This is a genomic window from Peribacillus sp. Bi134 (assembly GCF_918698065.1).
GTDB lineage: Bacteria > Bacillota > Bacilli > Bacillales > DSM-1321 > Peribacillus.
This window is the reverse complement of sequence record NZ_CAKKLN010000002.1, coordinates 331,319-347,298: the sequence shown is the minus strand read 5'-3', so window position 1 is coordinate 347,298 and position 15,980 is coordinate 331,319. Positions and strand designations below refer to the sequence as shown.

The 15,980-nt window shown below is 42.6% G+C and carries 13 protein-coding genes; 3 read left to right on the top strand and 10 right to left on the bottom strand.

What is annotated here, in order from left to right; all coding sequences use genetic code 11:
* Positions 1-179: 179 nt before the first annotated feature.
* Complete coding sequence (locus tag LQ188_RS04585) at positions 180-1,787, bottom strand: catalase (RefSeq protein ID WP_230176157.1); 1,608 nt, start codon at positions 1,785-1,787, stop codon at positions 180-182.
* Positions 1,788-2,050: 263 nt separating this feature from the next.
* Here LQ188_RS04585 and LQ188_RS04580 point away from each other — a divergent pair, with 263 nt between their 5' ends.
* Both LQ188_RS04580 and LQ188_RS04575 read left to right on the top strand, forming a co-directional pair.
* Entirely contained in the window at positions 2,051-4,240 is a 2,190-nt protein-coding gene (locus LQ188_RS04580; RefSeq protein ID WP_230176269.1) for an MMPL family transporter, read from the top strand.
* A gap of 195 nt (positions 4,241-4,435) precedes the next feature.
* A complete protein-coding gene (locus tag LQ188_RS04575; protein ID WP_101223742.1) occupies positions 4,436-4,969 on the top strand; it encodes a YceI family protein in 534 nt (177 codons plus the stop codon).
* A 55-nt stretch (positions 4,970-5,024) separates the two neighbouring features.
* Here LQ188_RS04575 and LQ188_RS04570 read toward each other — a convergent pair whose 3' ends face one another.
* Both LQ188_RS04570 and LQ188_RS04565 read right to left on the bottom strand, forming a co-directional pair.
* Positions 5,025-6,080, bottom strand: a complete 1,056-nt coding sequence (locus LQ188_RS04570) for an iron ABC transporter permease (RefSeq protein WP_101223743.1) — start codon at positions 6,078-6,080, stop codon at positions 5,025-5,027.
* Positions 6,077-7,081 (bottom strand): iron ABC transporter permease, encoded by a 1,005-nt coding sequence (locus tag LQ188_RS04565; RefSeq protein ID WP_101223744.1) that lies wholly within the window; start codon positions 7,079-7,081, stop codon positions 6,077-6,079. The genes LQ188_RS04570 and LQ188_RS04565 overlap by 4 nt, the downstream gene beginning before the upstream one ends.
* A 180-nt stretch (positions 7,082-7,261) precedes the next feature.
* Here LQ188_RS04565 and LQ188_RS04560 point away from each other — a divergent pair, with 180 nt between their 5' ends.
* Entirely contained in the window at positions 7,262-8,251 is a 990-nt protein-coding gene (locus LQ188_RS04560; protein WP_063595771.1) for an iron-siderophore ABC transporter substrate-binding protein, read from the top strand.
* A gap of 74 nt (positions 8,252-8,325) precedes the next feature.
* Here the strand turns inward: LQ188_RS04560 and LQ188_RS04555 are convergent, their stop codons facing one another.
* The 7 genes from LQ188_RS04555 to LQ188_RS04525 all read right to left on the bottom strand — a co-directional run bounded on the left by LQ188_RS04555 (position 8,326) and on the right by LQ188_RS04525 (position 15,902).
* Positions 8,326-9,519, bottom strand: a complete 1,194-nt coding sequence (locus LQ188_RS04555) for a PDZ domain-containing protein (RefSeq protein WP_101224005.1) — start codon at positions 9,517-9,519, stop codon at positions 8,326-8,328.
* Positions 9,520-9,731: 212 nt separating this feature from the next.
* A complete protein-coding gene (locus tag LQ188_RS04550) occupies positions 9,732-11,156 on the bottom strand; it encodes a S41 family peptidase (protein WP_101223746.1) in 1,425 nt (474 codons plus the stop codon).
* A 143-nt stretch (positions 11,157-11,299) separates the two neighbouring features.
* Positions 11,300-12,688, bottom strand: a complete 1,389-nt coding sequence (locus tag LQ188_RS04545; protein ID WP_101223747.1) for a M23 family metallopeptidase — start codon at positions 12,686-12,688, stop codon at positions 11,300-11,302.
* A 93-nt stretch (positions 12,689-12,781) separates the two neighbouring features.
* Positions 12,782-13,675: a permease-like cell division protein FtsX gene (gene ftsX / locus LQ188_RS04540; RefSeq protein ID WP_230176156.1), complete on the bottom strand. Its 894-nt coding sequence runs from the start codon at positions 13,673-13,675 to the stop codon at positions 12,782-12,784.
* Positions 13,665-14,351 carry a cell division ATP-binding protein FtsE gene (gene ftsE, locus LQ188_RS04535; protein ID WP_063233927.1) on the bottom strand — a complete coding sequence of 229 codons (687 nt, stop codon included), beginning with the start codon at positions 14,349-14,351 and terminating at the stop codon, positions 13,665-13,667. The genes ftsX and ftsE overlap by 11 nt, the downstream gene beginning before the upstream one ends.
* A gap of 296 nt (positions 14,352-14,647) precedes the next feature.
* The gene (gene cccB, locus LQ188_RS04530) at positions 14,648-14,989 is read right to left on the bottom strand and encodes a cytochrome c551 (protein WP_230176155.1); all 342 of its coding nucleotides are present in this window, start codon (positions 14,987-14,989) and stop codon (positions 14,648-14,650) included.
* Between the two features lie 49 nt (positions 14,990-15,038).
* On the bottom strand, positions 15,039-15,902 hold the full coding sequence (locus LQ188_RS04525; RefSeq protein WP_101223750.1) for a YitT family protein: 864 nt from the start codon (positions 15,900-15,902) through the stop codon (positions 15,039-15,041).
* Positions 15,903-15,980: the final 78 nt, after the last annotated feature.

The window sequence follows — 15,980 nt, the reverse complement described above, 5'->3', positions numbered from 1 at the left end:
CTTTATAAGAGAAAAATAGAGTAGTTTCAGTTTAAATGATTATCAAGTTTTTTGCCAATCAATTTCCCACTTGATTTTCAAGGCATCATCAGAAGAATCTTCCACACTTCCATCAATTATGCCCATTAAAAAAAGAGGCAAACCCCTTTATAGGGAAGTTTGCCTCTTTTTTAGTCCCATCAATATGGATCCGCTTCATGTCCTTTCCTAACGGCATCCTCAGGGTTATCCGTCCCGCCCAGTGGTTTTGAAGATTCCGTATGTTCAGAAGCCGAGGCCAGTCCCTCTTTCAATCTGCGGCCATACTCTTGATCGGCCTCTTCGGCAAGTGCTATCATTTTTTCCTGAATGCGCTTGTCGGCAGGAGCCAATGCCGCCACTAAATTGGAAATTAAATCGTCCTTTTCCCAATCCTCGAATTCACGGAATGTTTCCCCGGCCTGTTTCGTATTATTTTGACGATCGATTGTCTCACGAACAAGTTTCCCTTCCACCATAGGTGTATGCTCCTTGCCCGTCTGCTTGGCTTCTTTCAAGCCGCCGACAGTTGATGGTTCGTAGTTGATGTGGGGGCTTTGGCTGCCTCTGCCAACTTCATATTGCATCTGTCCGCCAGTCTGATTCGTGGCTGTTCGTTTTTTCGGAGCATTGATCGGCAATTGCAGATAATTCGCGCCAACACGGTGACGCTGTGTATCGGAATAAGAGAATGTACGTCCCTGTAACATCTTGTCATCAGAAAAGTCCAGTCCATCCACTAGGACACCTGTGCCGAATGCAGCCTGTTCGACTTCAGTGAAATAGTCTTCAGGGTTTTTATTCAATACCATCGTACCGACATGCAGCCAAGGGAACTCATCTTTCGGCCAGATCTTCGTATCATCCAACGGATCGAAATCCAACTCAGGATGATCATCATCACTCATGATCTGTACGTTGAGATCCCATTCAGGATAGTCACCGCGTTCGATCGCTTCATAAAGATCCTGTGTGGCATGATTGAAATTCGTAGCTTGAATTTCATTGGCCTCTTGCTGTGTCAGGTTCTTGATCCCTTGTTTCGGTTCCCAATGATACTTGACAAGCACTGCTTTCCCTTCCTCATTCACCCATTTATAAGTATTGACCCCTGATCCTTGCATCATGCGATAGTTAGCTGGAATGCCCCATGGGGAAAACACAAAGGTAACCATATGGAATGTTTCAGGCGAACTCGAGCAAAAATCGAAAATCCTCCTGCCGTCCTGAATATTCGTGACCGGATCCGGTTTGAAGGCATGAATCAAATCCGGGAATTTCATGGCATCACGGATAAAGAAAATTTTCAGGTTATTGCCTACAAGATCCCAGTTTCCGTCTTCCGTATAAAATTTAACGGCAAATCCCCTTGGGTCACGTAACGTTTCCGGGGACGTCCCTCCATGAATAACAGATGAAAATCTCACGAATACCGGGGTTTTTTTACCTTCTTCCTGAAAAACCTTCGCTCTCGTATATTTTGAAATCGGCTCGTCCCCCGCTTTACCGGTCGGAACGAAATAACCATGCGCACCTGCACCGCGGGCATGCACAACCCGTTCAGGGATACGCTCCCTATCGAAGTGGCTGATCTTTTCCAGGAAATCATAGTTCTCAAGTGTACTAGGTCCTCTGTTCCCTACAGTTCTAATACTCTGGTTATTCGTTACCGGGTGCCCTTGCCTGTTCGTTAATGTTTCTTTCGATTCATCATTTGTTTTTTTTGATTTATCAGACAAAAAAATCCCTCCTTTGTTAATAAAAGCCATAATAATACTATACTTTCCCCTATCTCCTATATTTAACTCTTCAATCTTCAAAATTTAATTGAAATTAGTAAATAAGTACTTTTCCCCTATATATCGATGAGCAGATTTTCATGCCATTAACGACTTGAAGCATTTAGTAGTTGGAGTGAGCATACCCATTTTTGTATATGTCAACAGCATACCATTATAATGAACTAAGGATAAAAAATTCAAAAAGCGGGGTGCCTTCATTGGACGAATCAATATTAGGAAAACTTGGCAGGATGATGACAGGAAAAATCAGTCGTTGGGTTGTCATTGCTGTATGGATAATTGCAGCAATCGGATTAACCATCACATTGCCTGCCGTTAATGATCGAACAGCAAATAATGCCGCCGACTTGCCTGAAGACTCACCTTCCGTCGTGGCTGATGAACTTATTAAAGAAGAGTTTCCAAATTCCTCTGGAATACCTGCCCTGCTTACATGGCATCGGGAAGGTGGACTGACAGAGGCCGACTTGGCCGAAATCCAGTACCTTTCCAAGGAATTGACAGATAACCCTTTGATACAGCAATCTTTTTTACCGCCGCTTCATGAAATTCCGTTGCCTGCTCTTCAAGGCTCGGTTTCAGAAGATGGAACGACTTTCGTACAGCCGCTTTTCTTTAAAGAAAAGACCGAGACTGAAATTCTTGAAAAAAATCTTGAGAGCATTAATGAAATAGTTTCGGAACGCATTGGATCTGACCCATTCAAGGTCCCTACAGATTCAGATGAATTATCACTTCGAGTGACAGGCCCTGTAGGGATATCCGTCGATGCAACAGGATTATTTTCAGGTGCTGATTTCAAATTGCTATTAGCGACCGTAATACTTGTACTTGTCGTATTATTACTCATTTACCGTTCCCCGCTTTTAGCCATCATCCCTTTAATCGGAGTAGGATTCGCCTATATTGTCACAAGCCCGATCCTTGGATTCATGGCAGATCATGGTTGGATTACAGTCGATTCACAGGCCATTTCGATCATGACCGTATTATTATTCGGTGCCGGAACGGATTATTGTCTATTTTTAATTTCTCACTACAGAAGTGAATTAAGAAATCATGAAAGCAAACGGAAAGCCATGATCGCCGCATTTAAAGATTCATCAGGCGCCATTGCGATGAGCGGCCTTACGATCGTCATCTCGCTGCTAACATTGCTTGTAGCGAAATACGGAGCCTACCACCGTTTCGCTGTACCATTCAGCTTGTCCATTTTAATCATGATGCTAGCAGCTTTAACACTTGTACCGGCATTGCTTTCTGTATTCGGAAGGGCTTCCTTCTACCCAATCGTTCCGCGTACACCAGAAATGGAAGAAATACGGGCCAAGAAAAAGGGAAAAGCCGTCAAAAAGCATAAAGAAGGCCGCATCGGTAACTGGATTGGTCATATCGTCACAACCAAGCCATGGACCGTCATTCTTACATGCTTGATCATCTTCAGTGTATTAGCTGGATATTCTTCACAAATAAAATATTCATATGATATTCTCTCTTCCTTTCCTGAAGATATGAACTCCCGTGAAGGCTATTCTGTCATTTCCGACTCGTACTCACCGGGTGAACTGGCACCAGCCACAGTGGTTGTAGACACGAATGGTGAAGATATCGATTTAGCGCCGACATTAGAAGGGATGAATATTGTTGAAAGTGTGGCCGATCCAGTCACAAGTAAATCCAATGAAGATCTGCAATCCTATGAGGTCAAATTCAACATCAACCCATATGATATCGAGGCAATTGATTCCATTCCGGAAATCCGCACAATTGCGGAGAAAGAATTGAAGGCCGCCAATATATCTTCCGTCGAAGATAAGGTTTGGATTGGCGGGCAAACTGCGACGCAATTCGATAAAAGGGATACCGTAAAGTCAGATGAATTCATGATCATCCCGATCATCATCGTCCTGATTTCCTTACTCCTTTTAGCCTACTTGCGATCTGTGACAGCCATGGTGTATTTAATGGGGACAGTGATTCTCTCATTCTTTGCCGCTATGGGCTTAGGTTGGATAATCCTGCACTATTTCATGGGTGTCGATGCCATAGAGGGGACGATTCCACTTTATTCTTTCGTATTCCTTGTTGCACTTGGAGAAGACTATAACATTTTCATGGTTTCAAGCATTTGGCGTAAGAAAGAAACGATGCCAATCAAGCAGGCCATCAGAAAAGGCGTTGCCGAAACTAGCGGTGTCATCACTTCCGCCGGAATAATCTTGGCAGCCACTTTTTCCGTTCTAGCCACACTTCCGATTCAAGTATTGGTTCAATTCGGGCTCATTACTGCTCTTGGTGTGTTAATGGACACATTCATTGTGCGCCCGTTCCTTGTTCCTGCGATTACCGCCCTGCTTGGCCGCCATGCCTTTTGGCCAAGTAAAGTGACCGATCAAGAAGAGAAAGATCATGCCAATTAATTAAGGTAGTCAGCTTTACTTTTCTTCATAATGAAAAACCCTGTGCCTCATAAATGCACAGGGTTTTTCATGTTTTCAAAATTAAGGAAAACTTTCAGTTGACACTATTGCTTCCACCTCTTATAATTACATTAAGTTAAGATATCTCAAATTAAAGATATATAAATTCAAGATTAATAATTAGGAGGAATTATCATGACCAATACAAAATGGACAGTCGACCCGACTCACAGTGCTATTGAATTTTCCGTAAAACATATGATGATCGCTAAAGTAAAAGGAAGTTTTAATAAGTTCGAAGCAAACATTCTTGCAAACCCATTGGATCTAACAACTGCAGAGATCGATTTTACCGTTGATGTGGCCAGTATTGACACACGCAATGCAGACCGGGATAATCACTTGCGTTCCGCTGACTTCTTTGATGTAGAAAAAAACCCTACATTAACATTCAAATCAACAAAAATTGTGAAAACGGATGAAGATGAATACGATGTAACTGGAAATGTGACTCTTAATGGAATCACACAAGAAGAAACTTTCAGCATCACCTTCGAAGGCCAAGGAAAAGATCCATGGGGAAATGAAAAAGCAGGCTTTAGCGGAAAAGGTAAAGTCAAACGCAGTGATTATGGTTTAACCTATAACGCAGCTTTAGAAACAGGCGGCGTACTGATCGGCGATCAAATCACGCTTACCATCGAAATCGAAGTTGCAAAAGAAGCTTAATTAATAAAGAAGCAGCCATCCTAGGGATGGCTGCTTCTTTCTACATTTACCGGTGTTACGAATTCCTCGTTTTATAAAGTAAATAAATGAAGTATGGTGCCCCGATGCTCGCTGTGAAGACACCAGCCGGTATTTCCAAAGGTGAGAATAGGGTCCGTCCAATCAAATCCGCCACCATAACCAGGATGCCGCCAAGCAAAGCTGAAGTGGGCAGTAACACTCCAAAACTAGAACCAACAAGCCTTCTGGCCATGTGTGGGGCCATTAATCCAACAAAGCCTATTCCTCCAGCAAAAGCTGTGGAACCGCCAATCAAGGCCGTACTGATCATCAATAATGTAAACCGTTGTTTTTGGACATGTCCCCCAAGACCCGTTGCAAGGTCATCGCCAAGCTCCTGTAAATTAATATTTCTGGCATACAGGAAGGCGATTAATAGGAATAGAATCGTCCATGGTGCCAGAACAGCGATATTATTCCAGGTGGAGTTAGACACTGACCCCGTGATCCAAAGGTTGGCCTGGCTCGCTTGATAGACTGGACCAAGAATCATCATCATCGTAGTGAGTGCCTTCATTAAGGCCATCACCCCAATTCCGATCAACACAAGCCTGATCGGGGGAACTCCATTTTTCCAGGCTAATGAATAAACAAGTAAGGCCACGACTGTCGCCCCAATGAACGCAGCTAACGGCAGCCAATTGATGCTAACCGTTAATGAATGATTCTTATCACTAAAAATGGCCAAGAATCCAACGACCGCCACTGTCGCTCCTCCCGTTATCCCCAAGATATCAGGCGAAGCAAGTGGATTCCGAATCATCCCTTGAAGGATTCCGCCAGCAACAGCAAGGCCCATCCCCACCAACAGGGCAACAATTATTCTAGGCAGGCGGAAAGATTGGATGATAAGCCGATCGCTCTCCGTTCCCCCTCCGAAAAGGACCTGGAGGACACTTAGCGGATTTATATTCATTTCACCCACGCCAGTACTGATCACAAACACTAGTGAAGTGACTACAAATAATATGAAAATCACGATCATAGCTTTTTTATCCATCAAGAATGATATTTTTTCATTAAACAAACGAAAGCTCTTATATGACTTCATCGACCGCTGAACCCCTTTCTAGCTATATAAATAAAGAATGGGGTCCCTATTATGGCTGTCATGACTCCGACCGGAACTTCTCGAGGCATCAGGATATACCTGGATATGACATCGGCCGCAATCAAAAGCACCGCCCCGAAAAGTCCAGAGAAGGGAATCAGCCAGCGATGATCGATGCCTACTATAGAACGGGTAAGATGTGGAACGACGATTCCTATAAAGCCAATCGGACCCGCAACCGCCACTGATCCGCCAGCGAGAAGGATGATTGCCAGCCCCAGAACCAGCTTAAGGAAAACTATATTCAATCCAAGACCTTTTGCAACATCCTCACCCATGGACAACACATTCATTTTACCGGACATGATCAAGGCAAGGCCCCAGCCTACGACAAGATAAGGCAGGACAGCAACTAAATTGTCCAGACTTCTACCGGAGACGGATCCGGCAAGCCAGAATAGGACTTGCTCTAAAAGAGCCTCATTAGAAACAAGAAGACCTTGTGTAAGTGAAGCTACCATGGCCGTCATGGCTGCACCAGCCAATGTCAGCTTCATAGGTGTCAAGCCGCCTCGTCCCATGCTTCCAATCATATATATGCTTATCGCGGCTATGGCCGCCCCTATGAATGACAGCCATGTGAATACTTGAAGATTACTTATTCCAAAAACGGTGACACCTGTTACAACCGCCAATCCCGCCCCGGCGTTGACCCCGAATATATCTGGAGATGCGAGGGGGTTTTTAGTTAGCGTTTGCATTAACACCCCGGAAATAGCCAAACTTGCACCGATTGCCGAAGCTATCAGGGCCCGCGGAAGTCTGACTGATTGAATGACAATGTGTTCGTTCGTCCCATTGAAATCGGTAAAAGCATCGATGGCCATTTTCCACGTTGTATCTGTATAACCGTATACAATGCTTGAGCACAGTAAAAATAGCAGCAAAAGAATGGTAATGAACAGCCCCATCCATTTCTGCCATGAATTTTTTAATAACATATCCAGTTACCTTTCCAATCACGTTTGTATAGTAATATTTTACTGGTCTAAACAGGATTATGTCAACGAATTTGAGAATCATTTTCAATTATATATTGACAGAAAAGTATATTCATTTTATGATGGTGCTGTTAAGTGCGAATGATTATCATTTGCTGACAAATTGGGAGGGATACATAGATGTTTAGATTTAAGTCTTTATTAACGATTTTTACAATATTTGCAGTCTTCCTTCTAGCAGCTTGCGGGAATTCGGATGAAAAGGCCGATGGAAATAAAGCTGAAGACAAGAAAGAGGAGAAAAGCTACACAATTGAGCATGCCATGGGCACTGCCGAGTTGAAAGAAACGCCTAAAAGAGTGGTCGTTTTAACAAATGAAGGCACTGAAGCATTGATTGCTTTAGGGATTAAACCTGTTGGTGCCGTTCAATCATGGCTTGGTGACCCTTGGTACGACCATATTAAAGATGATATGGATGGGGTCGAAGTTGTTGGTGTTGAACATGAAGTTAACTTAGAGAAAATCGCATCACTGAAGCCTGACTTGATTATCGGAAGCAAGATACGCCAAGAAGCTGTTTATGATAAATTAAATGCAATCGCCCCTACCGTTTTCTCGGAAACGTTAAGAGGAGATTGGAAAGAAAACTTTAAACTATATGCAAAAGCCTTGAACCTTGAAGAAAAAGGGAACGATGTAATTGCAGAATTCGATAAAAACACTGAAGATCTTAAAGCTAAATTGGGTGATAAAGTAAATCAAGAAGTTTCCATTGTTCGTTTCATGGCTGGAACTACTCGTATTTATTACACTGATTCATTCTCTGGAGTGATTTTCGATCAATTAGGATTTAAACGTGCAGAACAACAGAAGGAACTCTTCACTGCAGATAATAAATTAGGCAACCTTGCCATTGAGGTTGGAAAAGAAGTCATCCCTAAAATGGATGGAGATATTCTCTTCTACTTCACTTACGCTCCTGAAGGCGACAAACAAGCCCTAAGCACAGCAAAAGAATGGACGAATGATCCACTTTGGAAAAACCTTGATGCAGTCAAAAACGGAAATGCCCATGAGGTTAGCGACGCAACATGGAATACAGCTGGCGGAGTAATTGCAGCTAATAAAATGCTTGAAGATATAGAAAAGATCATGCTTGAAAAGTAATAACACGTTTCCATTGAAAAAGGCCTTTCTCGATATAATTCGAGAAAGGCCTTTTATTTTATATTAATGTGTCATTATCCCACTTGTCCGCTTTCCTTCAATTGATCGTCAACGAATAAGAGGCCCAATTCGTAATGCTCCCCGTCAAATAGAGCTCTTTGCACAAAACGAATCTGTTCATTATTATCGATGACCTCAAGCTTGCAATGTGCCCGGTTTATTTGGAGGGCCCTGTATAACTCTTCTTCTTCCCTGACGACGACACCATTTATTTTCGAAATGACCTCGCCTTTTAGCAACCCCATTTTATCTGCCGGAGATTGAGGGATAACGCCTAAGATCTGGACACCCAGCTTACTTTTCGAAAAATAAAAAGGAAGCTTTTGATCCATTGCCTTTTGGGAATAATGCAGAAATTCACGACCGAGGATTGCTAAAACAGCCGTCATGATTGCCAATGGGGGATACCAGTAACCAACTGCCGCCAAAAGCGTAATCATAATTCCCAATGCCCCTACCTTTTTGCCTTGCGCCCTAATGGCCAGTTCAGGGAGCGTCCCATGCACTTTTTGCCTAAAGCCGATTAATATGGGCAGTACGATCGGCGACAGGGATACATCCCCGATTGAAAAAACTGGATACCATTCGAAAGGAATTGGAAGTTGTCCTCCAGGAACCATGACGAACATGGGAATTAGCCAGATTCGCTGTGATACATACACACCTATCGGCTGCCCCCTCTTGGATACCTCCAACTGGGGAGAGACCTTTTTACTTCCGTTGCCAACAATCAAGAACCCTTCAGCAATCAATAATAACCCAATTAAAATGACAAGTGTCGGATATACGGACCGATCCAGCTGATTAAAGGCATCCTGAAAGAACGTAAGCTTGATATCTCTATCATATAAAAAGAAAAGGATAAAGAAGGTGAGTCCCACTGTATAAACGGGGGAAACAAACCTCCTTTTCATGGATAGCATGGACAAAATCGTTACCACTGCCATGATGAGCAGCGCCGCCATAGGAATGGCGAGTCCAGTAGCCAGCGTAAGGAAGGAAAGGATCAATCCCCATATCAATCCTTGAGGTAACATGGAACGCAGCTCCATGGAAAAACTGTAAATCTTCGTATTAAAATCATGGCGTTCCCGTTTAACGCGAAGATAGCCGATGAATAAACAATAGGCAATCGAAACATAAAGCAAAGGATGAAGGAAGAGTTTTCCTAATCCCATTAAGCATGCTATCAGCCAATCCGTTGTCAATTTCTTTCCACCATCCTCAAATGTAATCAAAATTTTGTCAATTTCGTTCTGGTCAGTTACCTCCTATTCTATCAAAAATGTAGCCTCCATGCCTATTAAGATGCAGAAAAAGTAGCTTTATCTAAAGTTTCCCCTAATCTGCCTCCATGTTCGCAGGCGAACTCAAACAAATGCAAAAGAGGCACCGCTCCAAGGGGAACGGTGCCATCAAGTTACTTCACTAAATAATTCAAAGCCGTGCGTAACTGAATATCATTATCTTCATCCTGGATCTTATCCAGAATGGCGGATTCCAAATGTGCTGCGGTTTTAGCGTCCAGCTTACCAGTCACTTCCAGGCCAAATTGTTTTTGGAATGCTTTTACTGCGATTTCTGTACTCCAATCATAATATCCATCCTCACGGCCCGGTTCAAATCCAAGTCCTTTCAGAATGCTTTGGGCATACTGGATTTGTTCATCATTCATATCCCGCTGCAACACCTTCTCAATGGCCAGCTGATGTGCATCAAAATACTCCGGTTGTTTCACTTTGATTGTCGGCTCGATCCCTTTTTTATGGATCCAGTTCCCTGAAGGCGTCAGCCACTTATATAATGTTAGTTTAATCTTACTGCCATCACCCATTGGTACAGCCTGCTGTACTGTGCCTTTCCCGAAGGTCTTCTCGCCAACCAATGGATAGCCTCCCGCCTCTTGCATCGCGCCTGCCAGGATTTCCGAGGCTGAGGCGCTCCCTTTATCCGTCAAGACGGCAATGGGATAACTTTTCGCTTTCTTAAGGCTTGTAAAAAACGATTGCGTTTCGCCCGTTCTTTCTGCAATTTGCAAATATGGCTTGTCTTTTGTGATAAACTCGCCAAGAATCGTTTCCACACTAGAAAGAAGGCCACCTGGGTTGCCGCGTACATCTATGACCAAGCCCTTGATTCCCTTCTTTTCGAGCTCTTTCATCTGCTTTTTGAAATCAGATGCAGTATTTTCCGAGAAAGTGGTCAACTCGATATAACCGATTTGTTCTCCTGCAACTTCTTTAATTGATGAAAATACGGTATCCAACGGAATTTCGGCACGCACCATATTGAATTCAAGTGGATTATCCACCCCTGCCCGCTTTATTTCCATTTTGACGGGAGATCCTTTTTTGCCGCGGATTTTCAGGCGTGTTTCATACAGATCCAAACCTTCTACACTTTCACCATTCACCTTAAGGATTTGATCTTTCGGCTTTAATCCAGCTTTTTCAGCAGGAGAGTCTTTGTAAGGAGAAACAATTATGACCTTACCATCTTCCATTCCGATTTCAGTCCCGATCCCTTCAAAAGAGGAGTCCAGGGTTTCATTGAATTGCTTGGCGGTCTCCTTGTCCATATATACGGAATATGGATCTTTCAGCGCTGACAGCATACCTTGGATGGCACCCTCCACCAGGTTGGAGCCGTCCACCTGTTCTACATACTGACTTACGATCAAGCCGTAAGCTTGTTCCACTTTTGCCCATTCCTTATCCTTCGTTATTTCTTGACTTTCATCCTTTGCTTCATTCTTGGCAGGAAGGCTTGTCCAATATATGCCCCCCACTGCTCCAATGGCTAGTGACATGATGATTGCTAGAGGAAGTACCCATTTTTTGACCATATTTATCCCCATTTCTGACCTGATATGTATTTCACTATATGATGGGAATGGAAAGAATATGCTTATAGAAAATGGTGACACTACAAAAAAAAAAACAGACAAGGAATTTATCCTGATCTGTTTTTTCGTTCATATATTGGGTATTAATTAGGTATATAGTTTAATGGATTAACAGCATTTGACTTGCTATAATTCCATGGACCTTTATGTAACTCAAAGTGTAAATGCTGACCGAAGGAATGTCCTGTGTTACCCATGATGCCAACTTGTTGACCTTTGGCAACTACAGCACCTTCGCCTACTTGTCTAGAACTTAAGTGTGCATACACAGTAGTCCATTGCTGACCGCCGATTGAATGGGTAACGAAGACGACGTTACCGTATGAACTTGAGAAGTAAGAACGGCTTACGACTCCGTCGGCTGCCGCTACAACTGGAACCGTTCCGCTAGCAGCGATATCGATGCCGGCATGCTGTTTATTCCAACGTTCACCCATTGTTGAAGATACATATCCTGCACTTGGTCTAGTGAAAGTACCAGATGATACAGCTGGCGCTGAACTTACATTAGACGAAGGTTGTGAAGTTGATGGCGCTGATGAACTGTTGCTTTTTGCACTATATCCTGAAGAAGTGGATTGTTTTTTTGATTCCGATGCTTGTGATGCTGCTTGTGCAGCCGCTTGTGCCGCTTCTTGCTCTGCACGTTTTTTCGCTTCAGCTGCCGCTTTTTTACGAGCTGCTTCCAATTCGGCTAGACGTTGATGCTCTAAGCTGATGGCAGATTTGATGGCTTTTTCTTGAGCAGCAAGATTCGCTTTTTCTTCCTCTAGACCCATCTTCTCATGTTCATGCTTTTCAGTTTGTTGCTTTAATTTCTTAACTAAAGCATCCTTTTCTTGCTTCTGCTGTTTTTGTTGCTTTTGAATCTCCAATAGTTCAGCTTTTGCCACTTCTAAACTGGCAAGCTTCGTTTCAACGGCATTTTGCTTTTCTTCCAGATCCTTTTTATCAAGCTCATGCTGCTTTAAAATATCGCGGTCCGCTTCAGCGATTGTTGCTACAGCTCCGACACGGTCAACTAAATCCCCAAAACTGGATGATCCGAATAATACTTCAAGGTAGTTCACGTCCCCGCCAGTCTCCTGAAAAGAAAGTGCCCTTTCCTTCAATACTTCATTACGTTTGGCGATCCGCTCTTTTAATACTTTAATCTCTTCTTTCAATGCCTCGATTTCTTTTTTCGTTTGTGTAATTTCAGCATTTTTAGCATCGATTTTCTTTGCGGACTCTGCAATTTTCGCTTCAATGGCAGCGATTTGGTCTTCTGCTGTCATTTGCTTATCCTGCAGGTTATCGATTTTCTTTTCAGTTTCGGAAATATTCGATTCAACACCCGAACGTTTTTCCTGAATGGATTCTTTCTGTTTTTCTAAGTCCGAAATCGACTCAGCATAAACCGAAGGTGCCGCTAGAATGCTTCCCAACCCGATCATGATGGAGGCATTCATGGCAATGATATTTTTTTTCACGTTTCATTTCCCCTTTCAACCCGTTACATCCGTGCTTGTAACGTCTCTCTATTTATGTCTGTGTTCTTATGGCTTTCGAGCAAAGATACACTTTTATACTTTCAAGAACTTCCTGACGGACATCAAGCTGCCCCATATACCGATAACGGCTCCAATTACGATGAGGATGGCCGAAACTTGATAAATAAACGGATTTGCAGGCAGGAAATCGATGAATTTGAACGTAATCTGCGGTGCTGCATATTTATAAAGATTGTAGTAGAGTACTGCAATCAGACCTATCGGAATTATGGAACCGAGGACTCCCAACCACAGTCCTTCCAAGAAGAATGGCCAACGGATGAACGTATTCGTTGCTCCTACCAATCTCATGATCTCAATTTCTTTCCTTCTGGCTACAATGGTAATTTTAATCGTATTCGAAATCAGGAACATTGCAGTAAATAGTAAACCTACAATAAGGACGATCCCTATGTTTCTAGCAATATTAACAAAGCTGAATAGTTTCTCGACGTAGCCTTGTCCATATTTAACACTTTGGATATACTCAAAACCTTCGATTTTTTTTGCCACCTTGATGACATCTTGCGGAGATTTCGTTTTGATAACATAAACGTCCCTTAATGGGTTATCCTGTTCAAATGGTTTAAAAGCCTCACCATTATCTCCTAAATCATCTATTAAATTAGTAAGCTCTTCATCTTTTGGAGAGAAAATCACTGATTCAATGCCGTTTATCTCCATAATTTGCTTACCTATAGCTTTTATATCGTCATCATTCGCCGCATTATCAATATGTGCACGAACTTCGACATCTTTCTCCACATTTCCCGCGATATGATTTAAATTCATCATGAGCACTAAAAAGACGCCAACCAAAGTTAGAGTGACCGTTACTGCACTGACTGAAGCAAACGTCATCCATCCATTACGGCCAATATTTTTAAAACTTTCACGGAAGTGACGGAGCAATGTTCTAAATTTCATATCCGTAATCACCTCGATGTTCATCGCGAACTATTTTTCCACTTTCAATGGCAATGACACGTCGTTTAATATTGTTGACGATGTCCCTATTATGAGTGGCCATGACAAGTGTAGTTCCGCGTTTATTAATTTCTTCAAATATGTTCATGATTTCCCATGATGTTTCGGGATCAAGATTACCTGTAGGCTCGTCGGCTATGACTACCTTGGGATCATTGACGATCGAACGTGCTATTGCAACCCTTTGCTGTTCCCCACCAGATAACTCGGAAGGCAGCATTCTTGCTTTATGCTTAATGCCAACCAGATCAAGGACTTCCATGACTCTCTTTTTGATTTCTTCTGGTTCCTTTTCAATAACTTCCATGGCAAAAGCAACATTTTCATATACAGTGAATGTTTGAAGGAGTTTAAAATCTTGGAATACCATACCGATATTACGGCGGAATAGAGGAACTTTCGAATTGCGGATACTTGGCAGGCTAAGGCCATTGACCAAGATATTACCGCTTGTAGGCTTTTCTTCCCTATACATCATTTTGATGAAGGTCGATTTTCCGGCACCGCTCGGACCCACTACATAAACGAACTCGCCTGCCTTTATTTTCACATTGATTCCATTAATGGCAATTACGCCATTTGGATATGTCTTTTTCACATCTATCATTTCTATCATTCTAAAACCACCTAATTTGCTTGGATTATCACTATGTACCTACAGCTTTTTCGACAATTTTCACTGAAATCTGACAGGAAACTCTCTTACTTGAGCACAGAAACATTATAACATCATATTTTGTCAAATTAAGCATAAAAAATATTACAGTTTCATTTCAGTTAGACATATATCAACATCTATGTAATAATTCCAGGATTTGATTGCTTGAAAAGGGGGTTAAATGTGAGTTGTCACGAGGTTTATTAAAGGAGGCTAAATGAAACGTCCTGCTAAGCAGGACGTTTCATTAATCATTATTTATGTTCAGCAAGCCATTCAGCGACCATGCTCGCTTCCTTGCCCTGGATTATACCTTTTGGCATTCCGCCTTGACCATTCGCAATGACTTTTTCGATGTCTGCTTTTGATAGCTTAGAACCGACCTTCGTTAAATTCGGTCCTACGCCGCCTTCAAGATTCACTGCATGACAACTTGAACATTTGTTTTCATAAATTTTTGCGGCATCACCGGCATCTGCCGTAGTCGTTTCATTATTTTCACTTGCAGGCTCTTTATCTGCAGCATCATCGTTCCCACCGCATGCAGCCAAGGCCAAAGAAGTACCCAAAATTAAGGCTAACCACTTCATTTTCATTGAATTTACCCCCTCTGATTTATACCAGCACAAGAACATTATACCAATTTCAATCCAGTTTAAAACCCTCCCCAAGTACCTCCGATGCGTCCATTACAATTACAAACGCTTTAGGGTCAACGAGTTTCACCAATTGTTTCAATTTGGTGAATTCTGACTGGTCTATTACGCACATCAAAATTGGACGAGTAACATCTGTATAGCCGCCATACCCGGATATGCCTGTTACACCCCGGTCCAGCTCATGTATGATAGCATCCCTTACTTCCATTTCTTTATTCGTGATGATTAATGACATCTTCGAACGGTTCAATCCAACCTGGACGAGGTCTATCGTCTTGCTTGTCACATACAATCCAATCAATGCATAAAGCCCTTTTTCAATATCAAAAACGATGGCAGCACTTAAAACGATGATTCCATCAATGACTGCCACACAGGTTCCTAATGACAGATGGGTATACTTATGGAAAATCTGTGCCGCCAAATCGGTCCCGCCTGTGGAACCCTTCCCTCGAAAGACGATCCCCAGCCCAAGTCCGACCATCATCCCTCCGCAAATCGAACCAAGCAATGCATCATTCGTCCATGCATCCCAATCCTTTGTCAGAAATACCACTAAAGGCAGAAACAAGGTTCCAATCAAGCTTTTGGCTCCGAAATGTCTTCCAAGGATAATAAGCCCCGCAATGAACAAAGGGATATTAAAACCCCAAAGAACGTAGGCTGGCTCCCAACCGAGAGTTGAACCGAGAATCGTGCTAATTCCACTGACCCCGCCAGATGCGACCTGGTTAGGCAGTAAGAATACATTAAAACCAATGGCAATTATGGATGAACCGACAATCACCAATCCATACTCCGTTAACTTTTGAATTAAAGGGTGCTTCTGCTCCCGGTATCTTTTCTTCATTTTGCATAAGTCTCCTCGAACCATCATTATTATCTAGTATTGGCCGAACGAGGTAGAGCATCCCTTTTCAATCCTGTA